The organism is Winogradskyella ludwigii (assembly GCF_013403985.1).
GTDB classification, from domain to species: domain Bacteria; phylum Bacteroidota; class Bacteroidia; order Flavobacteriales; family Flavobacteriaceae; genus Winogradskyella; species Winogradskyella ludwigii.
Window position 1 is genome coordinate 198,834 of sequence record NZ_JABFDF010000003.1, and the last position, 22,823, is coordinate 221,656.

19 protein-coding genes and 3 tRNA genes are annotated in these 22,823 nt (G+C 32.0%); 5 read left to right on the forward strand and 17 right to left on the reverse strand.

The annotated features are described in order from the left end of the window. Positions 1-52: 52 nt before the first annotated feature. The 5 genes from HM981_RS09240 to rhaD all read right to left on the reverse strand — a co-directional run bounded on the left by HM981_RS09240 (position 53) and on the right by rhaD (position 9,213). Complete coding sequence (locus HM981_RS09240) at positions 53-4,177, reverse strand: hybrid sensor histidine kinase/response regulator transcription factor (protein WP_179338500.1); 4,125 nt, start codon at positions 4,175-4,177, stop codon at positions 53-55. A 41-nt stretch (positions 4,178-4,218) separates the two neighbouring features. Next, positions 4,219-5,220 carry a class 1 fructose-bisphosphatase gene (gene fbp, locus HM981_RS09245; RefSeq protein WP_179338501.1) on the reverse strand — a complete coding sequence of 334 codons (1,002 nt, stop codon included), beginning with the start codon at positions 5,218-5,220 and terminating at the stop codon, positions 4,219-4,221. 20 nt (positions 5,221-5,240) lie between these two features. Next, entirely contained in the window at positions 5,241-6,551 is a 1,311-nt protein-coding gene (locus tag HM981_RS09250) for an FGGY family carbohydrate kinase (RefSeq protein WP_179338502.1), read from the reverse strand. Between the two features lie 65 nt (positions 6,552-6,616). Beyond that, positions 6,617-8,404: an L-fucose isomerase gene (locus tag HM981_RS09255; protein WP_179338503.1), complete on the reverse strand. Its 1,788-nt coding sequence runs from the start codon at positions 8,402-8,404 to the stop codon at positions 6,617-6,619. Positions 8,405-8,418: 14 nt separating this feature from the next. Then, complete coding sequence (gene rhaD / locus HM981_RS09260; protein WP_179338504.1) at positions 8,419-9,213, reverse strand: rhamnulose-1-phosphate aldolase; 795 nt, start codon at positions 9,211-9,213, stop codon at positions 8,419-8,421. A gap of 102 nt (positions 9,214-9,315) precedes the next feature. Between rhaD and HM981_RS09265 the strand changes: the two genes are divergently transcribed. The 4 genes from HM981_RS09265 (at position 9,316) to HM981_RS09280 (ending at position 14,624) form a co-directional block, all read left to right on the forward strand. Further along, positions 9,316-10,215 carry an AraC family transcriptional regulator gene (locus HM981_RS09265; protein ID WP_179338505.1) on the forward strand — a complete coding sequence of 300 codons (900 nt, stop codon included), beginning with the start codon at positions 9,316-9,318 and terminating at the stop codon, positions 10,213-10,215. A 394-nt stretch (positions 10,216-10,609) separates the two neighbouring features. Next, complete coding sequence (aldA, locus tag HM981_RS09270; protein WP_179338506.1) at positions 10,610-12,049, forward strand: aldehyde dehydrogenase; 1,440 nt, start codon at positions 10,610-10,612, stop codon at positions 12,047-12,049. 92 nt (positions 12,050-12,141) lie between these two features. Continuing rightward, a complete protein-coding gene (gene fucP, locus HM981_RS09275; RefSeq protein WP_179338507.1) occupies positions 12,142-13,440 on the forward strand; it encodes an L-fucose:H+ symporter permease in 1,299 nt (432 codons plus the stop codon). A 32-nt stretch (positions 13,441-13,472) separates the two neighbouring features. Then, the gene (locus tag HM981_RS09280) at positions 13,473-14,624 is read left to right on the forward strand and encodes an alpha-hydroxy acid oxidase (protein WP_179338508.1); all 1,152 of its coding nucleotides are present in this window, start codon (positions 13,473-13,475) and stop codon (positions 14,622-14,624) included. Positions 14,625-14,990: 366 nt separating this feature from the next. Here HM981_RS09280 and HM981_RS09285 read toward each other — a convergent pair whose 3' ends face one another. The 4 genes from HM981_RS09285 to HM981_RS09300 form a co-directional block, all read right to left on the reverse strand. After that, on the reverse strand, positions 14,991-15,251 hold the full coding sequence (locus HM981_RS09285; protein WP_179338509.1) for a DDE-type integrase/transposase/recombinase: 261 nt from the start codon (positions 15,249-15,251) through the stop codon (positions 14,991-14,993). Positions 15,252-15,558: 307 nt separating this feature from the next. Further along, positions 15,559-15,632, reverse strand: a tRNA-Arg gene (locus HM981_RS09290). Between the two features lie 34 nt (positions 15,633-15,666). After that, a tRNA-Pro gene (locus HM981_RS09295) sits at positions 15,667-15,741 on the reverse strand. 54 nt (positions 15,742-15,795) lie between these two features. Then, positions 15,796-15,884: transfer RNA gene (locus tag HM981_RS09300), tRNA-Ser, on the reverse strand. Positions 15,885-16,094: 210 nt separating this feature from the next. On the opposite strand from HM981_RS09300, the gene HM981_RS09305 reads away from it, so the two are divergent. Next, positions 16,095-16,688, forward strand: a complete 594-nt coding sequence (locus HM981_RS09305; protein WP_179338510.1) for a hypothetical protein — start codon at positions 16,095-16,097, stop codon at positions 16,686-16,688. Between the two features lie 22 nt (positions 16,689-16,710). On the opposite strand, the gene HM981_RS09310 is transcribed toward HM981_RS09305, so the two are convergent. From HM981_RS09310 to HM981_RS09345, 8 genes are all read right to left on the reverse strand, one after another. Then, positions 16,711-17,889, reverse strand: coding sequence for a class I SAM-dependent methyltransferase (locus tag HM981_RS09310; protein WP_179338511.1), 1,179 nt, complete (start codon positions 17,887-17,889; stop codon positions 16,711-16,713). A 7-nt stretch (positions 17,890-17,896) separates the two neighbouring features. Then, positions 17,897-18,985 (reverse strand): AI-2E family transporter, encoded by a 1,089-nt coding sequence (locus HM981_RS09315; protein WP_179338512.1) that lies wholly within the window; start codon positions 18,983-18,985, stop codon positions 17,897-17,899. A gap of 47 nt (positions 18,986-19,032) precedes the next feature. Next, entirely contained in the window at positions 19,033-19,539 is a 507-nt protein-coding gene (locus HM981_RS09320; protein WP_179338513.1) for a TrmH family RNA methyltransferase, read from the reverse strand. Between the two features lie 206 nt (positions 19,540-19,745). After that, the gene (locus HM981_RS09325; protein ID WP_179338514.1) at positions 19,746-20,078 is read right to left on the reverse strand and encodes a hypothetical protein; all 333 of its coding nucleotides are present in this window, start codon (positions 20,076-20,078) and stop codon (positions 19,746-19,748) included. 50 nt (positions 20,079-20,128) lie between these two features. After that, positions 20,129-20,770, reverse strand: a complete 642-nt coding sequence (locus tag HM981_RS09330; protein WP_179338515.1) for a DUF4159 domain-containing protein — start codon at positions 20,768-20,770, stop codon at positions 20,129-20,131. Position 20,771: 1 nt separating this feature from the next. Further along, positions 20,772-21,476 carry a 16S rRNA (uracil(1498)-N(3))-methyltransferase gene (locus HM981_RS09335; RefSeq protein ID WP_179338516.1) on the reverse strand — a complete coding sequence of 235 codons (705 nt, stop codon included), beginning with the start codon at positions 21,474-21,476 and terminating at the stop codon, positions 20,772-20,774. Continuing rightward, the gene (locus tag HM981_RS09340; RefSeq protein WP_179338517.1) at positions 21,476-22,108 is read right to left on the reverse strand and encodes a peptidylprolyl isomerase; all 633 of its coding nucleotides are present in this window, start codon (positions 22,106-22,108) and stop codon (positions 21,476-21,478) included. The genes HM981_RS09335 and HM981_RS09340 overlap by 1 nt, the downstream gene beginning before the upstream one ends. Positions 22,109-22,226: 118 nt before the next feature. After that, complete coding sequence (locus tag HM981_RS09345; protein ID WP_179338518.1) at positions 22,227-22,823, reverse strand: hypothetical protein; 597 nt, start codon at positions 22,821-22,823, stop codon at positions 22,227-22,229.

Below are 22,823 nucleotides of genomic sequence, written 5' to 3' on the forward strand. Positions count from 1 at the left end.
TAACATTAATGGCGTTCTATCATTCATCATTTCGTTGCTGAAAACTATCATCTTATCGTTTTGAATACTCAGAAGGGGACATACCGTGTAATTTTTTAAACGAGGTAGAAAAGTAAGAATTAGATTCTATACCGATTTGATACATCACTTCCGCAACGTTAAAACCACTATTACTATCTAATAATTCCGCTGCCCTTTGTAACCTAAAATTACGTAAGTAGGCATTTGGAACTTGGCCTGTAAGTTGTTTCAATTTTCTATAAAAATGAGAGGAACTTAAGCCTGCTTCTGTAGATAATTCTTCTACTCCAAAATTTGAATTAGATAAGTTCTTCTCGATGATTTCGGTGATGTTCTCTAAGAATTCGAGATCCCTTTTAGAGAACCCTAATTCCTTTTTATCTTTTGGGGGTAAACTATTCTTTGAAAAATAGTCCTTTATCTTAACATTATTCTCTATCAATTTTTTCAGTCGAAGCTCAAGATGCTTTAAAGAAAATGGTTTACTAATATATTCATCGGCACCAAACTCTAAACCTTTAATTAAATCCACATTATCCCCTAAAGCGGTTAATAATAAAACAGGGAGTTGGCAAGTTTCAGGGTTGGCCTTTATTCGTTTACACAATTCAAAACCATCCATCTCAGGCATCATGACATCACTTATAACGGTACTGAATTCAGTCTTTTTAATTTCTTCTAATGCTTCAATACCATTATTTGCTATGGTGATATTGTATTTGTCTGACAATGCACTATTTAGAAAGTCTTGAATATCTATTTCATTTTCAACAACTAAAACATTATGCTGTTTCTTGCTTTTTTTGATATTATCAGTCTCTTCAAAGGTTTTGCCTTGCAAGGGCACCCAATTTTTTATGAATGATTTTTTTACATGACTGTCTTCAATGTTTACTTCTTCAGTTGGGGAAGATGGAATCACAATCGTAAAACGGGTTTCTTTATTTGGTCTACTTTTTACAGATATACGACCATCAAATAAATCGACTAAAGACTTACAAAAGGATAAGCCAATTCCACCACCACTAACATTACCATCTTGATTTCCTAATTGATAAAATCGTTCAAAAATATTATTCAAACTTTCTTTTGGAATGCCTTTACCAGTGTCAATAACATCAATTTTTATCTTTTTAATATCACCTTCATATATTATAGAGGCATCGATACTAATAGTTCCTTGAACAGGTGTGTTTTTAAAAGAATTTGAAAGCAAATTAAAAAGTATTCTTTCAAGCTTTTCTACGTCAATAACAATCTCTTCATTTGGAGAACTAATTTTATAATAAAAATTAATATTCTTTTCTAATGCATAATTTTCAAAAGCCTCTGTTGTTGGATATAAGAAATCTCCTAAAGTAGATTTAGTAAAGTTCAAATTTAGATACCCTTGTTCTGCTTGTCTAAATGTTATTAACTGGTCTATTAAACTTAAAAGTCGATGTGTATTTCTTTTAATAATAGCTAAGAATTTTTCACTCTCTGGGTTACTGTTGTTTTCTATAACTCTATCTAAAGGCCCTGAAATTAATGTAAGTGGTGTTCTAAACTCATGAGATAAATTTGTGAAATATTTAAATTTACCTTGGTTAATAACTTCCATTTTGTCTTTGTCCAATTGCTCATAGATGAGTTTTTGTTTTAACTTTTCATGTTGAACAAAATAGAAAACAATTCCAACACCAATGCCTAAAAATATAAGAGCCAACAGTGTGTAGCTCCACCAAGTTTGATACCACAGTGGCAGAATTACTAATGTTAAGGTCTTATTTGAAGCACTCCAAATACCATCTCCATTAGCAGATTTTACTTTTAGTGTATAAGTACCAGCTGATAAATTGGTATAAGTTATCGCAGATTTCCCTTCATCTGTTTCTACCCAATCTTTATTAAAACCATCTAATTTATATGCTATTTTATTCTTCGCTGGTGCAGAGGTATGCTCAGCAACTAAATTAAAGGAAATGATGCGCTGACTTTTAGAGACTTCAACAGTATCTGTTTCTGAAATCGATTTTTTAAGGATTGTAATGTTATTTAATTTCTCACCAATTTTTATCGATTTATTATTTATTAATAAAGACGATATTAAAACTTTTGGTGCTTGCTTATTTAGGGCTATTTTCTGCGGATCGAAAATAGTAAGGCCATTTAAACCTCCGAAATACATATATCCTGATTTACCTAGTGCATATGCTGATTGTCTAAAGTTATTTTGCATTAAACCATCACTTACATCAAAGACATTTAATTTGTTCGTTTCTGTATTAAATCGAACTAATCCCATATCTGTACTCATCCATAAATTAGAACTATTTTTTTGTGGCAAAATTCCATAAATAACATCATCTGGTAGGATCTCATTTTTTCGGAAGTATTCTATTTTTGATGGATTGCTAGCACTGTCTAAATTTAATTTATTTAAACCACCACCAAAAGTACCTATCCAAATATTCTTTTTGTCATCTTCATGAAGCGTAAAAATATTATTGTAACTTAGTTTGCCACTTCCTATTTTACTATCGTTATATTCTCTTACAATTTCAATTTTTCCTTTTACATATGTGCATTGTAATAAACTAACATCTGTACCAAACCATAATTGATGATTACTATCTTGCAAGAAACATTGTACTTTATTAGCTGTTATTTTTAATGTCGATTTAATAGATATTTGGGGTTGTTTTGATTGGTCAATTGCTTTCCATGGGTTTTCTACAACTAAAATTCTATTACCAGCTAAAACAAAATCTGTATCATTTATTTGCGCAATTTTTCGGGTTAAGAATAAAGAAGCCTTATCTCCATTTGATAAAAACTGAATCTCTTTAAAATCTTTTCTTATTGGACTATAAACAATGACTTTTTTGTCTGTGCCAAACCAAATATAATTTCTTTGGTCTTGATAAATACACCTTATAACATCAGTATTTTCAATAGGTAATTTACTTTGTAAATCTTCAAACTGAATTTTATGTAGATTATTTTCGTTTATAACATCTACACTTCTAAATAATTTTTTATTGTAACCAGAAACCCAAATCTTACCATTGTTGTCCTCTAAAATTGAGGTAATTAAATTGTCAGCAATAGAAGACTTATCATAAGGGTTGTTTGTGTAAGAATGAAATGGTTTTTGAAATAGGTCTAATTTATTTATTCCTCCTTGTGCTGTACCTACCCAAAACACATTGAAACTATCTTGATACACTGCATTAATTTGATGGCTACTTATACTATTTGTATTCTTTGAATCATAGTTAAAATGCTTAAAAGAATTTAGAATTGGGTTAAATTTGTAGAGTCCATCACCTGTCGTTCCTATCCAAATGGCATTATCATTATCTTTAAAAAGGCTATTAACATAGAACGTAGATTCTTGATTTGGAACTTTTATTTTCTTGACCAGGTAATCGGAGTTTGTATCTAAATTGGAACTATACAAACCTTCTGTTGTACCAATCCAAAAGATATTATCCACTTTTATGATTTCAGTAATTTCTTTTTCATTAAAAAAATCAAAATCCTTTAAATCTGGAATTACTGATTTTAATATTTGGTTTTCAGATTTAAAATCAATTTTTTTCAACCCTTCATTTGTTCCTAGAATAATAGAAGAATTATGTCCAAATGTAAACGTGTTAATTATTATCGATTTGCCTTTTAAATCAAGAACATTTTCAGACACCTCAAAAACACCATTACTTATATCTTTTAATTTGCATCGTATTAATTTCTTTGTAGACGTTATCCACAGATAGCCGTCATCCTGAGAGGCAATCTTATTGACATTGATGTTATAGTTAAGTGGCACTGTGAAAAACCGTTCTAACCAAGGGACATATATATTAACACCTACATTAGTACCTATCCAAAGAATACCATCTTTATCGTTAAACAAATAAGTGACATTATTACTAGAAATGGCATTCTCATCTTTAGATTGTGTACTAAAGGTTTTAAACTCATAGCCATCATAACGAATTAATCCGTTTGGTGTCGCATACCATAGAAAACCGTATTTATCTTGTGCTATGGAGTTAACAGTATTTTGATTAAAACCTTCTTTATTAGAAATTCGTTCAAAATTCTGAGAATAACCTTGTTGAGTAAATAGTGTAATTACAACACTAATAAAGCATATAATTCTATGCATATAAAATATTTAGTTTGGCTCAAGAATATACATTTTTAAATTTATTGTCTAATAAATTCGAGTAATTTTTTTACCATAGAACGACTTCCACAATAAAAAGGGGCACGCTCATGTATATGGGTAGGAATAATATCTAGTATATTTTGCTCACCATCAGTAGCTATACCATCCGCTTGCTCGGTTAAAAATGCTATTGGATTACATTCGTAGAGTAATCTTAGTTTTCCATCTTTATTAACGGTACTATTTGGATATAAATAGATACCACCTTTTATCATATTTCTATGAAAATCGGAAACTAAAGATCCAATATAACGCTGTGAATAAGGTCTGTCTGCTTCGATCTGCTGACAGTATTTTATATACTGTTTTACCGCTTCTGGAAAATGACTATAATTTCCTTGATTAACAGAATAAATAGAACCATTTTTAGGAAATTTCATATCAGGGTGTGACAAATAAAACGATCCAATAGCTGGGTTAAGTGTAAAGCCATTAACGCCATCTCCTGTGGTATAAACCAACATGGTAGATGTACCATACACAATATAACCGGCTGCAACTTGATCTCTGCCTGGCTGTAAAAAGTCTTTTTCTTCTACGAGAGTTCCTGGCGGAGTTAATCTTCTGTAGATAGAAAAAATAGTTCCAACAGAAACATTTACATCAATATTAGATGAGCCATCTAAAGGATCCATAAGTACCACATATTTACCATTAGATTCTTTATCGCGTCCTTCGATGGTTATAAACTCATCATTTTCTTCAGAAACAATACCACAAACAATATTTCTATTTTTTAAAGATTGAATAAATGTTTTATTGGCAAATACATCTAATTTCTGCTGATGCTCTCCTTGAACATTAACATCTCCAGAATCTCCAAAAAGATCTACTAAACCCGCTTTGTTCACCTCGTGGTTAACCACTTTGGCAGCTAAACGTAAGGCATTTAAGAGACTCGATAATTCTCCGCTAGAAAAGGGAAAAGACGCTTGATTTTTTATAATGAATTCTCCTAAAGTAGTTTTTTGATGACTCATAGTTATTGTTTTTTATTTCTTTAGATATATGATTTCATCATCAATGCAGCACCTAAAGCACTTTCATTTTTACAATCAGAAATTTTTATTTCAATATCATTTTTTAATAACTTTAAAAAGTGAATGAATATTAAGTTCTTATTAAATCCACCAGAAATATAGATGTCTTTAATTGCTGAATTTTCATCAGAAATTAAATTAATACCATGAATTACTTTTTTACTAATTTCAAAAATTAATTGATAATAAGCCGTTTCATAATCGGTATAATTAGCTAATAACTCAGGATGTGCTTCAAAATCACTATCGATGCCTTCAGATAAAAACACACGTGCATTTGTATTAATCAGTTCGCTGCACAACGTTTCATTCAGCTCGAGTTGTAAATGTGTATCTATGTCAATGTTAAAATGAGTGCTTAAAGCTGTAATATACACTTCATGAATTTTCCCTAGAAACTGCATGGACGATTTTATCTGCTGTTTCTGTGGAGTCATAAAACACAAACAGTTGTTTTTTAACTGGTGTTGTGTCAACGTTTCCTTGCTAAAAGGATTCATCGCTATAATCCAAGTCCCTGTAGATAGTAAAATAAATTCTTTATCTTTTTCGGATTCTAACAACGGAATAATAGACGAGGAACTATCATGCAATCCTGTTCCAATGGCAATTTCTTGTCCATTAAATATAGTCAATATAGCATCTTTACCATTTTGTGGAGTAGGTAAGTTCAATTTATAATCAGAAACCCACTTATGATATTGCATCGTATCAAAATCCCAGGTTGCTGTATGTGCGCCTACCGACGTAAAATCTGCAGTTATTTGTTTAGTAAAAAGATAACTTAAGTATTGTGGGTAATGCAGAATAGCATCTACCTTATTCCAAAATTGTGGTTTTTCTTTTTGTAATTTTAATATTTGAAGTCCTGTATTTAGCATACCATAAGCTGGAGATGCTGTTTTTCTAGAGAATTCTTCTTGACCTCCATTAGCCCCATAAAACTCTTGATGTTCTTCTAAGTTTAATGGCTTTAAGTAATTATATAAAGGTGTAATTCTATGGCCTTGAGCATCTAAATAGATAAGACTCGCTCCATGCGTAGAAAAGTTAATCGCTTTTATATCGTACTCACCTTCGACTTGTATTCTTTTTATCTCATTTTGAATCCAGTTTTCAATAGATTCTATATCATCACAAGGGTAATCATCTTCATCAGAAACCTCATCAAACCGTATTGAATTTCGGTATACAACGTCAAACTCTTCGTTAAATAAGAGTATTTTTTTATTCGTTTTCCCTATGTCTATTACAGCAATTACATTCACCATCACAGTTCAAAAATTAAAAAAAGGGTGTTAGTTATTAAGCCAAGCACCCTTTTGAGTTATTCTAATTAGTTTTTAAATCCGTACAACGGACCATAATTTTTACAAGCTCTATAATCAGCTCCTTCTAAGCCTTCTCCAAAAGCAGACCATGCACTTGGTCTAAATACGTCATCTTCACTAACATTATGCATGTTAACAGGAATACGTAACATGGCAGCTAAAGAAATTAAATCGGCACCAATATGTCCATGAGAAATAGCTCCGTGGTTTGCTCCCCATTTTGCCATTACTGTATACACATCTTTAAAGAAACCTGTTCCTGTTGTTCTTGGTACAAACCATGTTGTTGGCCACGTTGGGTTTGTTCTTTCATCTAAAACTTCATGAACATCTTCTGGTAACTCAACACTCCATCCTTCTACAATTTGTAAAACCGGTCCAATGCCTTTAACCAAGTTTATTCTACACATGGTCATTGGTAACTCACCTCTAGTTTTAAACTGAGACGAAAATCCTCCACCTCTAAAATATTCAGCAATAGCTGCTGGCCATTTGGTGTTGTCTAAACAGCGTTGAACTTCTTCTTCTGTAATATCCCAAAAAGGTTTCATAGTTGGGTTTCCATCAGCATCTTCTTGTTGTGCCGTTGCATCTAACGTTGTAGAACCAGAATTGATTAAATGAATAATTCCATCCTTAGCAATACCCGTTAATTTTTTACCAGTTACACGCTCTACAGACTCAGGACTCCAGTACGTACGTACATCAGAGAATAACTGAGCTTTGTTAGTTAACAAGTGTCCAAATAACATTGAAATAGCATTTAAACAATCGTTTTCTGTTGCGAATGTGTACGCTTGACGAATTCCATTCCAGTCGAATGAAGAATTTAAAATAGATTCTGTGTAATCTGCGTTGGGTTGGTAATCTGTCCACTGACGTTGCCCTTGGAATCCTCCCATAATAGCATTTCTACCTTTAGATTCTTCACCGAATCCCATGTCTTTCAACTTAGGGTTTCCGTTCATTAAATCTTTACAGATTAAAGTCATTTTTACAACTTTTTCCCATTCAGCATCTTTTACTTCTGCTGATTTTTGTGTTTCTGGCGTATTATAATCTTTACCTTCTATACAGTTTTCTTTGGTCCAAGCTAATGCTTTTTCAAATTCGTCATGATCGTAAATACCTTCATCAATACGTCTTAAAAGCTCTACAGATTCTACAAACTCAGCTCTTACGCCTAAATAATCTTGTAAAAAGTTAACATCTACCATAGATCCTGCGATACCCATAGAACTGTATCCTATAGATAAATAAGATTTACCGTTCATTTGCGCCACAGCTAAACCTCCTTTTACAAAACGCAATATTTTTTCTGAAACATCTTGAGGAATGGTTTGGTCACCACCATCTTGAACTTCCTTACCATAAATTCCAAAAGCTGGTAATCCTTTTTGAGAATAGCCTGCTAAAGCTGCCGCTAAATAAACAGCTCCTGGTCGTTCAGTTCCATTAAATCCCCAAACGGCTTTAGGTGTTGAAGGATCGGTATCCATAACTTCTGTTCCATAACACCAACATGGTGTCACTGTTAATGATACTTCAACGCCTTCTCTATTAAATTTATCTGCACAAGCAGCGGCATCTGCAACACCTCCAATAGTTGTGTCTGCAATTACAACTTCTACTTTTTCTCCACTTGGAAAACGTAAGGTGTCTTGTATTAATTTAGCTGCCGCTTTAGCCATATCCATGGTTTGAACTTCTAAAGACTCTCTTACACCTAACTCACGTCCATCAATCACCGGACGAATTCCTACTTTGGGTAGTCTACCTATTAATCTACTCATGATTATATTTTTTATTATGTGAATTGCTCTAATTCTGTTAATTGATCGTTTGAAAGTCCTGCTGGTTGAAAACCTGCAGCCCAACACATCATTAACATTTTAGCTCCTTTATTTGCTACATCTAAAAAGTCCCATGCTTTCATTACATCTGGCGCTGTTGCTGTTGCTCCATGCTTTTCCCATAATGAAACATTTCTTGTTTTAAACGCTTCCATTGTTACTTCTGCTAGAGCTGCTGTACTAGATAAAGCATACGGTGTACAGTGAATGCCTTTAGGAACAAATACTTTTACTTCAGGACACATCATCCAGATTTGTCTGTTTAATTCTTCTTCATTATCAAATAATTCGTGATGACTCATACAGATTAATTCTAATGGATGTGTATGTACAACCGCTAAATTTTCCGGATGATAAATAGAGTTAAATAAATGGATACTTGCATGAGAAATTAACTCACACGTTGGTCCAAAGTTTTCACGCTTACCTCCCCAAATAATTGAATAGGCTGTAGCATCTTCATTGATATATAAGATACAAGACGCTTCTTCAAGCTTATCTACTAAATCTCTCAAATAACAACCTGTACCAGTAATGTAGATTACAAATCCTGCAGCTCCTTTTGGGAATTCAAATGGGATTTCAGTTCCAATGCCTTGTACTTCTTCTTTTGTAAAGTAAGATGTTAAGTTCATTGAAATATTTCCTGCATTTCGCTCTGCCCATTCACGTTGCCATAAATAACCTGCGACTTCAGATACTTTTTTTAATTCTGCTTCTACCTGTACTGGGAGTTTTATCGTTTTCATATCGTTTTAAATAAAATTATTGTAACAAAAATAGAGACCAAATACACCTTATTAAATATTCAAAATCTGTATTTTTGTATCTAATTCAAACATTAGTGTTCAATGAAGTTTGTAAAAGAAATTGAATTAGGCGATCCATCTGCAAATCATCAAAATTTTATTGACCTGAAATTAAAGATGTTATGTTGTAGATATTGGTTATTAGATTTATGGGATTGTCATGAAATGGTATTTCCGTTTTGGAGACTATATTGGAATAAAAACACAGGTGGCCAATTAATTCATCAGGATACTGTTTTTGAAATGGATCCGAATTATATCTACATTATTCCTCCGTTTACTTCGTTTTCGTCACTATACACTAAAAATCACATTCACTCAGAAGGTATTCATGTTTCAGGAAAACAGTTGAATATTAATCATAACGAAGCGGAATTAGAAAACATGTTCTTAATTCATTTCTTCGCTCACTTTAATTTAGGAGTGCCATTTGATAGTGTTTATCCTGGTATTTTAAAAATAGAATTAACAGATTACTTAAAGGACAGATTAAATTATTTAACCAATCGTTTAAAAGTTGAAAACAAAGATTTCAAACTCACTTTTAATTTAAAGTTACAAGCCTTCATAAAAGAAGCACTTACCAACATTGGTCCAGAATTATGGAAAACCATTAATATAGATGAACGTGTTTTAAAAGTGATCCGCTATATTGAAGTCAATATTGATAAAAAATTAAGCAATACTAAAATGTCATCGCTGGTTAATATGGCACCAAATTCATTTTCACGATTATTTAAAGATGAAATGAATGTCACGTTGCATCAGTTTGTTCAAAACAGAAAAATCGCAAAATCTTGTGAGTTATTTGAACACACTAATAAATCTATTGAAGATGTTGCTTTTAATTTAGGTTTTTCAGATCGCTACCATTTTTCACGGGTGTTTAAATCGGTTACAGGATTAACTCCGGCATCATACAAATCTGGAAAATACACCTAGACTTACCTTTCAAAATGTTTAGATCTTAAGCCTAAATATGAGTGTTTTTAGCACTATGAAGATTTTGAGCAAGCAATTGACGGATTTGAGAAACGTACTCTATCTTATTATTTCATTCTTTGTAGAGGCCAATACCATTAGGTTGTAGGTCCACAAATTTCTATAACAAGATTTATGTTTTTCAACACCAAAAACTGTTGGTGATTTAAACATAGAAATTATTCGATGTTTAAATTATACATATTATTGATTAATATGGATAAATGCCAAAATCACATTGTTATATAAGTTTGTCAACCACATTGGCAAATAAGGATTCGAACTATTGTTTATTTATAATAAAACCATCGAATTTATTAAACATATCAAAAATATAAACTAAACGTAAACACTCATGAAACAATTTAATCAATTTATAAACGGAAAGTTTGTAAAATCTACTTCTTCAGAAGTAACAAAAGTACTTAACCCTTGTACAGAAGAAGTATTGTCAGAGATATCTCATGGTTCTGTTGAAGATGCAAATAAAGCATTAGAAGCTGCAAAAGAATCACAACATGCTTGGAGATCTCTAACAGCGATTGAACGCGCTGGCTTTTTAAATAAAATGGCTACTGTAATTCGTGAAAATCGTGTGTTTTTAGCAGAAACTTTAGCAGCAGAACAAGCTAAAGTAATGGGATTAGCACAAGTAGAAATTGATGTTACAGCCGATTATTTTGATTATTACGCAGGTTTTGCGAGACGAATAGAAGGTGAAATTATACAAAGTGATCGTAAAAAAGAACACATCTTTTTGCATAAAGCACCAATTGGAGTTGCAGTAGGTATTTTACCTTGGAACTTCCCATTTTTTGTAATGGCAAGAAAAGTTGCAGCTTCATTAATCACAGGAAATACTTGTGTAATTAAGCCTAGTTGTATTGCACCAAATACGATTATGGAATGGGTAGATTTAATTCAAAAAATTGAATTACCTGCTGGTGTCTTAAATTTTGTGTGTGGTTCTGGCCCAATAGTAGGGAACGCTTTGTCTAAAAGTCCAGTTACAGGTATTATCAGTTTAACTGGTAGTGTATTTGCTGGTCAGAAAGTTATGGAAGCTGCTTCAGAAAACATTACAAAAGTTTCTTTAGAATTAGGAGGTAAAGCCCCTGCAATTGTTTGTGCTGATGCAGATCTAGAATTAGCTGTAAATGCTGTTGTTGGTTCTAGAATTATCTATAGCGGACAAGTATGTAATTGTGCAGAACGTGTTTATGTAGAAGAATCTATTCACGATCAATTTCTAGAGATGGTTACTGCTAAAATGAATGCTTTAAAAGTAGAAGATGCTTTTTCTGATAACAATCCTGACATGAGTGCATTGGTTTCTAAAGCGCAATTAGATAAAGTAGCCGAAATGGTTGAGTTTGCTAAAAAAGAAGGTGCAGAAGTTCTAGTTGGAGGACAAAAATCTAGTCAGTTTGATAAAGGTTATTTCTACCAACCTACATTGTTAACTAATGTAAGACAGGATATGCAAATTATCCAAGAAGAAGTTTTTGGACCTGTATTACCAGTAATGAAATTTAGCACTTTGGATGAGGCAATTGCAATGGCAAATGATTCTGAATATGGTTTAACATCATCAATTTTCTCAGAAAACTTTAATAAAGTAATGCACGCTGCAGAAGAATTAGAGTACGGAGAAACTTACATCAACAGAGAACATTTTGAAGCAATTCAAGGGTTCCATGCAGGATGGAAAAAATCTGGACTTGGTGGAGCTGACGGAAAACATGGTATGGAAGAATACCTTCAAACCAAAGTGATTTACGCACAGTACAGATAAAAATTAAGATTAGATTATCAAAGCACTATTCATTTTTGATTATAATTTGAATGGTGCTTTTTTTTCATTGACACTAAAAAAACTAAGACTAAATGACAAATTCAACAAAAATACCAGTAGTATCCAAAGAGGTCATAGTACCATTTGTACTCATCACATCTTTGTTTGCACTTTGGGGTTTTGCTAACGACATTACCAATCCTATGGTAGCTGCATTCGGAACCGTAATGGAGATTTCAACAGCGAAAGCAGCTTTGGTACAATTAGCCTTTTATGGTGGTTATGCTACTATGGCTATTCCTGCAGCACTTTTTGTTAGAAAATACAGTTATAAAAAAGGAATTTTATTAGGCTTAACGCTTTACGCTTTTGGGGCTTTATTATTTTATCCAGCAGCAAAATTTGAAGTTTTTGGATTCTTTTTAGGGTCACTTTATATATTAACATTTGGATTAGCTTTTTTAGAAACCACTGCAAACCCGTTTATATTATCTATGGGAGATGAACGTACGGCAACGCAACGTTTAAACTTAGCGCAAGCTTTTAATCCTATTGGTTCATTGTTTGGAATGTTTGTGGCTTCAAAATTTATATTGATTGCTTTAGATTCTGATATACGAAATGAAGCGGGTGAACTTGTTTTCAATACGTTAAACGAAGCTCAAAAAGCGGTTATCAGAACACACGATTTAGAAATTATTAGAAATCCTTATGTTATTCTTGGTTTTGTTGTTATCGCTATGTTAGTGGTAATATCTATTACTAAAATGCCTAAAAGAACAGTGAGTGATAATCCTACAAGTGCAGGATCTTCATTTAAAAGATTGTTCAAAAACGGAAAATATAAAGAAGGTGTTTTAGCGCAATTGTTTTATGTGGCAGCTCAAATTATGTGTTGGACATTTATTATTCAATACGCAGGAAACTTAGGGATACCCAAAGCAGAGGCACAAAACTATAACATTATTGCAATGACTATATTTTTATGTAGTCGCTTTATTAGTACCTTTTTAATGAAATACGTTAACTCTAGAAAACTGCTAATGATTTTTGCATTGTGCGCTATGGGAACGATGTCTGGCGTTATCTTAATCGAAGGAATTGCAGGACTCTATTTATTAGTAGCGACTTCAGCCTTTATGTCTTTAATGTTTCCAACTATTTACGGTATTGCGTTAGACGGTTTAAGAGCAGACGATACTGCTATTGGTGCAGCTGGTTTAGTAATGGCAATTGTTGGTGGTGCTTTAATGCCAATCTTACAAGGATTAATGATAGATACAGAAAAAATAGGGCCTTTTTCTGGTGTTAATTTCTCTTTCATTCTACCTTTTATTTGTTTTTGCTTTATCGCAATTTATGGTTATCGAACTTTAAAGATTTATAAATAAGAAAGCGCAATTAAAACTTTAGAAATTTTAATATGGAAATAAAAATAAATCCCAAATATCCTTCAGTAACAGATTTAAGAAAAAGAGCGATGGTTAAAATGCCAAAATTCGCTTTTGAATACTTAGATGGTGGATGTAATGAAGATATCAATTTAGATAAAAATCGTACTGATCTTCAGAAAATAGAATTGATGCCACAATATTTATCAAAATTTGATAAATCTAATTTAAAAACAGAATTGTTTGGTCATACTTACGATGCTCCTTTTGGAATTGCTCCAGTGGGTTTACAGGGTTTAATGTGGCCAAATTCGCCAGAGATTTTGGCAAAATCAGCTTTTAATCATAACATCCCTTTTATATTAAGTACAGTAACCACTTCTAGTATTGAACGTGTTGCAGAATTAACAGAAGGAAAATCTTGGTTTCAACTATATCATCCTGCTGAAGAAAAAGTAAAAAGAGATTTATTAGATAGAGCTGCACATGCAGGAACTGATGTTTTAGTCATTCTAGCAGATGTACCAACATTTGGTTATAGACCTAGAGATGTTAGAAATGGCTTAGCAATGCCACCATCTATGAGTCTAAAAAATATTATTGAAGTTTTTAGAAAACCAGATTGGGCTATTCAAACTTTAATACACGGACAACCTGCTTTCAAGACCATGGAAAAATATATGCCTAAAGGACTTAATTTGAAAAAATTAGGTGAATTTATGGATGTTACTTTTTCTGGTCGTCTAAATGAAGACCGAATAGCTTCTATAAGAGACCAATGGAAAGGGAAATTAGTTATAAAAGGTGTTGTAAATGAAATAGATGCTCAAAAAGCGATTAATTTAGGTGTTGATGGATTAATTGTATCTAATCATGGTGGGAGACAGTTAGATGCTGGTCAATCTTCAATTGTACCCATGACACATTTGGCAAAAAAGTTTAAGAATGAAATAAAAATCATGGTGGATTCTGGTTTACGTGGTGGTCCAGATATTGCAAGAGCAATGGCAAATGGAGCAGAATTTACATTCATGGGACGTAGTTTTATGTATGGTGTTGGAGCATTAGGAAAAGAAGGAGGAGACCATACCATTTCTTTAATGAAACGTGAATTTCAACAAGTCATGGAACAGCTATGTTGTGAAAGCGTAGGGGATTTACCACAACATCTAATTATAAAATAAGTAACCGTTAATATTTAACCTTATAAGATAGTTATCAAAATAGTAATTGTTTTTATAGCAATTATTTAGTTAAGAAAAAGTCGCTGTAGGGAGCGGCTTTTTTTTTGTTATTATTTAGATGTTCAAAAGATGTTTTTTAGTCGTTTAGAAGTCAAAAAAATAATTTGAACTAAGCATGTTCTTAAATCGTAAGCTCAGGTAAATTCACCTTATTTTTTCGATATGATTTGTATTTGATGTTTGGATTAAAATGCACTTCAGTTGGTTTTCTTAAATCTTGGCTAAAATACGTTCTTAAATTATTATAAATATATACAGCTTGCTTTGTGATTTTTTAAGCAATATCAGTGTTTTTAAACGTTTCTTTTAATTCGTATTCATATTTAATTGAAGCTTGCAATTAATCCGTTCTTCAATTGCGTTTTCATATGGGGCGTAAAGTTCTGTCATACTCACGGTAATGCCATTAATTTTAGCAAATTCTTTGTGTTTAGGATTGCAGTACAGAAATCCACTACCGGAATGATGTATAAGCTTCTGATTAGGATATTTTCTATTTTTAATAGCTATAGCGAGTGCATCTGTATAAAGCGATGTTCTCGTGTGGTTATCGAGTTTATAGCCCATAATTTACTTAGAATAAGCATCTGTTACTAATGCTAAGTAGTTGTATCCATTTTCTGTTTTAATGTATGTGATATTGCTGACCCATAGCTGTTCAGGTTGAGTAGAGGGACTAGGTCTTTAACAAGCGCACGTAAACGGGAGATTTGATAAAAATTAATTCAAGTAATTATCATTATTTAATCATAACTATTGTTCTATTCAGACTTATTTTTATTAAAGTTAAAAATAGTTATTTATTTAAAATGCAGTATATTATGTTTGTTTCTTAAACACAAAAAAGCCTCAACATAAATGTTAAGGCTTTTTGTGATCGCACTAGGATTCGAACCTAGGACCGCCTGCTTAGAAGGCAGGTGCTCTATCCAGCTGAGCTATGCGACCATCTTAGAGTAAAACTCTAAAAATTCAATAAAAGTCGGGGTGGCAGGATTCGAACCTGCGGCCTCCACGTCCCAAACGTGGCGCGATAACCGGGCTACGCTACACCCCGAATTGGTTATCAAAAAAAATTAAGCACAGCGATAATTGCTGTGCGTAATCTTAGCGGAGAGACAGGGATTCGAACCCTGGGTAAGTGTTTCCACCTACGACGATTTAGCAAACCGTTCCTTTCGGCCACTCAGGCACCTCTCCAATATTTAAAAGAACATTCTTTTATTGCGGGTGCAAATGTAAGTTACATTTTTAAAAAATGCAACATTTCTTTTGAGTTTTTTTATGTTTTTTTTCGAATAATCATACTCTTTTATTTAAGTGTATATTTATCAGGAGTATATGAATTTAATCAATTCTCATTTTGTGTATTACGTTTTGTTTTAATCTTAAGTAATTTCTGAATTTAAAATGTCTAGTTATAAAAATGATAGAGCTTTTACCGATTATGTGCATAAAAATATTGCACTACCCAACATTTATGCACCAATACAATGGCAAGAGGTTAAACTTAAAAAAGAGTATGCCAAGCATATTGACATGATGGATGGGATTGATTATGTCTTTAGAACGGAAAATGCCATAAAGAGCGTTCAGGAACGTTTTAGAGAAGAAAAGTATAAGGTGTTTACAGATTTTACTATAAGGTATAGACGAGACGAAAACAAGCATGAAGAGCGTCATGAGTCCGAGTATTTTAAAATGAAAGCTCACTATTTTACCTATGGTATTTTAGATAGTTCGAAAAAAGAGATAAATAACGCCTCTAAATTTTTGAAGTATGCTATTATAGATTTAAAAAAAGTTTATGATAAATTAGATTCTGGATATATCTTTATTTCTGATAATGGTAAAAATAAATGTCAGATCGTAGATGGGAATCGCATCGAGTGTCCCGTAAAATACAATACGGATGGTTCTTCGTCATTTTTTCCTATTGATATTACTTATTTGGTAAAACTTTGGGGAGACGATATGCTAATTGCTCAAAAAGGATTTCTGTAATTAATACATTTTTTTAAGCTCACTATAATTGTGAGCAGACTAGTATTATTTTTGAATTGTCACAGTCTGTGGTAAAAAAGAGGTAAGTAGTTCCTCCATCTTTAACTTTTAATTTTTTTCTGATGTCACTCACTGAAAGCGGAAAGTTTCGGGTTGTAATATTGGCCTTCGTTATTTTCTCTTTTGAAAATATTTTTTTATTGAAAGGCAGTATCTTTTCAATCTTAAATCGTCTTCCTGGAAAATCCAAAAGTGTTTCAGAAGTATATAAATGAGAATGTTTGTGCAGTTTGTCTATATTGAGAATTTCACTAACAGAATTAAAACCACCAGACTTTAATACTGCAGCGTTGGGTTCGTACAGATAGGTGAGTGGCTTGTTGTAGTTTACATGAGCTTCAGATTCATCTTTCAAATTAAATTCAAAATTCTGTAAATTATCTTTTTTTAAATTCACCGTTTTAGCAATAATGGTTCCTTCAAAATCACGCTCTAAAATCCATAATAATTCTTTAACTTCATTGTTAAGCGCTACAATATGAATTTCCTTAACATGTTTTAAATCGGCAAGTGTCGCTGATAAATCTAATAATGGTGACGTTTTAACCATTACATTTTTAGCGTATTTTAAAAATAAATCCTGAAACGTTTTTATGTTAGGCTCGCAGTCCGCCAATAAAAACACTTTCTGTTTGGCGCTGTCTCTTCGAGATGGGTCTATATAAACCCAATCAAAAGGTTTATCAATGCGTTTTAAGGCTTCAATTCCGTTTTCATTAAGGCAAGTAATGTTTGAAATATTCAAGGCCTTAAAATTATGATTTACTATTTCAGAGAGTTCTGTGTTAATTTCGCAATGCGTTACATGTTCTACTTGTTTAGAAAAATAATAAGCGTCGATACCAAAACCACCTGTAAGGTCAATTATGGATTTTTCAGAGATTAAATGGGCTTTATAGTCTGCTGTTTTTTCAGAGGACGTTTGTTCTATATTTAACTTATTTGGAAAGTATATATTTTTAGTATTAAACCACGTTGGTAGCTTTTTATGACAGCGTTTTTTTGCCTCAATCTGTTCAATTATTGATTTTGAATCAATAGTCTTAAACGGAACACCTTTTAGTAATAGATCTGAAATATCTGAATTTAAATTTTCTTTTATATAGTTCTGTATATCAATATGTAATAAGTCTTTATTCAAATTAAAACTATAAGCCTTTGGTTAGTTTCTGAACGATGTTGTAATCCGATAAAAACTCCTTCAAAATCACTTTAATAGCGGTATAAGTTGGTATCGCAACAATCATTCCTACAATGCCGAATAAGATGCCTGAAATAATGATCACTAAGAAGATTTCTAAAGGATGTGATTTTACACTTTTTGAAAAAATATACGGCTGACTAAAGAAATTATCTACCAATTGTGCAACGATAAAACCAATCATCACATAAGTCGTTTTTGGTAAAATAACATCGCTAAAACTTTCTCCTAAATTGCTAGACATACTTAATAATAACATTAAAAATCCACTAACTAAAGGACCAACATAAGGCACTAAATTAAGGAGCGCACATAAAAAAGCAATGACAATAGCGTTATCGATATCAAAAATTAAAAGCACTATGGTATAAATAATAAATAGAATTAAAATTTGAAATATAAGCCCAACAAAATAACGAGACAATAGATCCTTTATAGCTGTAATTGATCTGCTTGAGCGTTCTTCATTTCCGTTTGGTACAAATGTCATAATACCGTCTTCAAATAGTTTACTGTCTTTTAAAAAGAAAAAGGAAATAAATAACACAGAGAACAAACCAATACTAAAACTACCTAACCCACTAATAAAACTGTTTAGAAAGTTGGGAATTAAAGCAAAATCTAGTTTAGATAATAAATTAGAATCTTTAATAGATTGTTCTACATCAATATTATTAAATTGAAAATAGGTGATAATTTGATCGTAGAGATCTTCGATATTAATTTGTAATTGTTCAATATTTAATAGGGCTAGATTATGACCTTGTTCAACAATAAGTGGAATAAAAAGACCAACTAAACCTACTAAAAGGCTTAAAAGTAAAACCATGGTTACTACAACAGCTAAGGTATTACTGAGCTTTAATCGTTTTCTTAAAAATAATATTATGGGACGACCAATTAGTGAAATAACTGCTGCAACGGCGATGTAAACAATAACGGATTGAATTTTAAAAAGAAAAAACAACACTAAAATAATAGCGAGGACAACGCCTAATGCTCTTAATATGCCGTTTGCTAAGGTTTTTGAATTCATCACTATTATTTTCTCAAAGATGCTGAAATAAACTCAGCAAGACAAATTTAGGAATTAAGTTGCTTAGTAATTTCATAAAGCGCAATGCTTGTAGCTTGCACGACATTCATACTGCTATTATTTCCAAACATGTTGATGTGTACAATAGCATCAACTTGTTGTAAAATGCTTTCTGAAACACCAAAATTTTCATCACCTAAAATTAGAGCAATTGGCTGCTTTGTGTTTAATGTAAAATCAGTTAGAGGTTGGCTGTTTTCTGAGATTTCTAAAGCAATAAGATAATAATTGTTTGCTTTTAGAGTTTTTATTTGTGTTTCTATATCAGCTTGTATACTGTGATTAACATACTTTTCAGTAGAGCGCGATGTTTTTGTCATTCGTTTGCCTAGCGGAATATCAGAACCGCAAAAAATGAGCTCTTCAATACCAAAGGCATCAGCTATTCGGAATAAACTTCCAATATTTGGTGCGTTATTTACATTATCGCAAACCACTGTGATTGGATGTTTTTGTTTCTTAAAGTTGGAATTATAGTGGGTGAGTTGGCTCAAGAGTTATTAAAATTAGTGGTATTTATCAAAACTGCAAGTTGCAGATATGTGCGTTGGGTAACATCCAAAACAGCCACACTGATAATGGTAATTGTCAACTCCAACTTTGTAAGTATGGCTATTTATAGATTCCATAGATTGAAATGTAAAAGCCAAAACTAATAACAAAGCAATTATTTTATATTTTAGACTAAGCTTTTTCATATCTATTTCACTAAAGTTTTATTAAAGGTACTCGATTTCTTTTTCATTTCTGTCCAAAAATAGAGAGGAATGGCTCCTGTTAATGTTGAAACCCAGCCTAAATCCCATAAAAAAAATGTAGCAATTGCAGAAAGAGCAAATCCAACAAAAACTAAATTATAATCGTCGTCTGCATATAATCTATTAATATGCTTTTTTGTAAAGTGACCACAATGTTTACAGCGCTCATTAAACTCGTTTTTACCCATTTCCATAAGTAAGCCGTGCCTGTCTGTTGCTTTGGTTTTAATGGTGTTGTCTTTTTTGCACGACTCGCAACGGTAACTTAATTTCATAGTAACAAGTCTTAGATTCTTGGTTGTTTTATCTTAATTCTAATTAAAAATTAATTTTCAAAAGCATACTTTATAATATTAGAACCCATTTTTAATGCTTTTTCTCTAACGTCTTCAGGATCGTTGTGTACTTCTTGATCTTCCCAACCGTCTCCTAAATCGCTTTCAAAGGTAAATAGTAATATTAGTCTGCTCTCATGAAAAATACCAAAAGCTTGAGGAGCTTTGCCATCGTGCTCATGGATTTTTGGTAAACCATTAGAAAACTCAAATGCCGAACTGAAAATTTTATGCTCTTTTGGGATTTCAATTAAATCACTATTAGGAAATACTTTTTTGAGTTCTTTGGTAATATATGGTGCCATGCCATAGTTGTCATCAATATGAAGAAAACCTCCAGATATAAGATAGTTTCTTAAATTTTGGGCATCATCGTCACTAAAAAACACATTACCATGACCTGTCATGTGTAGAAAAGGAAACTGAAAAATATCAATACTTCCGGCTTCTACAGTTTGGACACTTTCATTAATGTGAGTGTCAATATTGTCGTTACAGTATTTTACCAAATTAGGCAAAGCAGTAGGATTACTGTACCAATCTCCACCACCTTTATACTTTAAAACAGCAACTTCTTGCGAGAACATGAGTATTGAAAAGAGGATAAAGAAAAAAGAGAATAGAGTCTTCATATTATTCATTTGTGTATGCCACAGAATGGCATGCAGCAATAGCAGCGGTTTCTGTGCGTAATCGTGTCTCACCCAAAGTTACAGGAATAAAATGGTGTTGCAAGGCCATTTCAATTTCTTTAACGCTAAAGTCTCCCTCAGGTCCGATTAAAATAGTACAATCGGTTGCGGTTTTCAATTGTGATTTTAAGGATTTTTTATCGGTTTCTTCGCAATGAGCTATAAAAATTTGATCCGTGAAATCTTGATTAACAAAATCTTTAAATGAGATTGGTGCATTTAGTTTTGGCAAGTAGCATTGTAGCGATTGTTTCATAGCAGACTGAATAATCTTTTCAAAACGTTCTGTTTTTACAATCTTACGTTCGCTATGCTCGCAAATAATAGGTGTAATAGTTTCAATTCCAATTTCTGTAGCTTTTTCTAGAAACCACTCATACCTATCGTTCATTTTGGTAGGTGCAACAGCTAAGTGTAAATTATAATTCCGTTTGGGCTCTAAACGACTAGAGATAATAGAAACGATACATTTTTTTTGCTCTGCAAATGTAATTTCTGCTGTAAAAAGCCAACCGTTACCATTTGTTATATGCAGTGTGTCCCCAGTTTGTTTTCTTAGGACTTTTGCAATGTGTCTGCTTTCGTCTTTGTCAAAACTAAAACTAGTATCGTTTTCAGAGATGTTTGGATTATAAAATAGCTGCATTAGTCAATGTTTTCAGAAAATTTTAAAACTGTAATTTCCTCTATAGGTGTTTTGTTTTCGGTTTTAATTACCAAATAGTATTTTTTGTTTTCAACATCATCAACTAAAAATATAGTGTCTGTAGCATGGTTTTCGCCAAAAGCAATCTCATCAAATGCAGTAGACATTTCACCAGCTTTTATCCAACCTGTATCACCACCCATTCTTGCAGTAGGACCAGATGAATTGTGTTTTGCTAAATCCTTAAATTTATAACCTTCATAATACTGATCGAGGATTTTAGTACGTTTTAATTTTGCTTCTTCTTCGGATGTTTTTGAAGCATTTATTACAATAATGTTGAATTTAGCATAGTTAACTTCAGCCTTATCTACCACTTTATAATAGGTTTTCTTAAAATCAGTTCTAGTGACTTTTGTTCCACCTTTAGATAAACTAAATAAGTCATTTGCTAGCCTAGTTTTGTGTTTTGCTTTGTTAAAAGTGAATAGTTTACCTTGTTTTGGTTTGTTCTCTTTTAAGAATGCCGTAGCGTCTTCTGGTGACGAAATAGAATCTAATTGCTTTTCTAGTGATTCTTGAGAAAAACATAATAATGGTAATAAAAATAATAATGTAAATAAATACTTCATGTTAAGTGGAAATTAATTTGGGTGAATTACAAAACAACTAAATTTTAAGATACAATGGAAGTAAAGCTTTAAAGATGTTAACAGATGTTTTAACAATTTTGATGATTTAAAAGAATATCTACGCATTTTTATAATTCTTAACTTTTTTAGAAATAAACATTGTAATGAATACAATGGACGAAAAAATTATAATCTTCTCAAAAACTAATAAAATAATACTCTTAAATATTTTAGATTCAATCCCTGTAGAGTTAGATGTTTCGGGTAAAAAATCTCTATAAAAATCCATGCTAAGTATTATGTATTTCTCTATAATATAGGTTGCAAACATTCCTAAAATAAACAGAAATAAGATGAGTATGCTTTTTACATATTTTGATTTTTTTATTGATGAAAGCCAAAAGAGTTGAGAGAACAAAACAATGAGTAAGGCTCTAAAAATGAAGAATAAAGTAATGAAAAAATCTTCATCAGTCTCTAGAAAGCTTTTAATACGAGAATAATTTTTTATAGTTATAAAAATCAAGTAAAACAGGTAAATAACTCCAACATTTTTAATGACACTAATGGATGCATCAAAGAACTTTAGGTGAAAATCAATAAAGAGTTTTCTTTTAGTTAGCGTAAGTAGAAAAGTAATAAATATACTTAATCCAAAACCTAAAAATAGACCTTCAATAAATATATCAAATATGTGAATCCACGAGTATTCCAT

Excerpts from the sequence above, each read along its gene's own strand:
- HM981_RS09240 (WP_179338500.1), bottom strand. The coding sequence starts at position 4,177 with ATGCATAGAATTATATGCTTTATTAGTGTTGTAATTACACTATTTACT.
- fbp (WP_179338501.1), bottom strand. The coding sequence starts at position 5,220 with ATGAGTCATCAAAAAACTACTTTAGGAGAATTCATTATAAAAAATCAA.
- HM981_RS09250 (WP_179338502.1), bottom strand. The coding sequence starts at position 6,551 with ATGGTGAATGTAATTGCTGTAATAGACATAGGGAAAACGAATAAAAAA.
- HM981_RS09255 (WP_179338503.1), bottom strand. The coding sequence starts at position 8,404 with ATGAGTAGATTAATAGGTAGACTACCCAAAGTAGGAATTCGTCCGGTG.
- rhaD (WP_179338504.1), bottom strand. The coding sequence starts at position 9,213 with ATGAAAACGATAAAACTCCCAGTACAGGTAGAAGCAGAATTAAAAAAA.
- HM981_RS09265 (WP_179338505.1), top strand. The coding sequence starts at position 9,316 with ATGAAGTTTGTAAAAGAAATTGAATTAGGCGATCCATCTGCAAATCAT.
- aldA (WP_179338506.1), top strand. The coding sequence starts at position 10,610 with ATGAAACAATTTAATCAATTTATAAACGGAAAGTTTGTAAAATCTACT.
- fucP (WP_179338507.1), top strand. The coding sequence starts at position 12,142 with ATGACAAATTCAACAAAAATACCAGTAGTATCCAAAGAGGTCATAGTA.
- HM981_RS09280 (WP_179338508.1), top strand. The coding sequence starts at position 13,473 with ATGGAAATAAAAATAAATCCCAAATATCCTTCAGTAACAGATTTAAGA.
- HM981_RS09285 (WP_179338509.1), bottom strand. The coding sequence starts at position 15,251 with ATGGGCTATAAACTCGATAACCACACGAGAACATCGCTTTATACAGAT.
- HM981_RS09305 (WP_179338510.1), top strand. The coding sequence starts at position 16,095 with ATGTCTAGTTATAAAAATGATAGAGCTTTTACCGATTATGTGCATAAA.
- HM981_RS09315 (WP_179338512.1), bottom strand. The coding sequence starts at position 18,985 with ATGAATTCAAAAACCTTAGCAAACGGCATATTAAGAGCATTAGGCGTT.
- HM981_RS09325 (WP_179338514.1), bottom strand. The coding sequence starts at position 20,078 with ATGAAATTAAGTTACCGTTGCGAGTCGTGCAAAAAAGACAACACCATT.
- HM981_RS09330 (WP_179338515.1), bottom strand. The coding sequence starts at position 20,770 with ATGAAGACTCTATTCTCTTTTTTCTTTATCCTCTTTTCAATACTCATG.
- HM981_RS09335 (WP_179338516.1), bottom strand. The coding sequence starts at position 21,476 with ATGCAGCTATTTTATAATCCAAACATCTCTGAAAACGATACTAGTTTT.
- HM981_RS09340 (WP_179338517.1), bottom strand. The coding sequence starts at position 22,108 with ATGAAGTATTTATTTACATTATTATTTTTATTACCATTATTATGTTTT.
- HM981_RS09345 (WP_179338518.1), bottom strand. The coding sequence starts at position 22,823 with ATGGAATACTCGTGGATTCACATATTTGATATATTTATTGAAGGTCTA.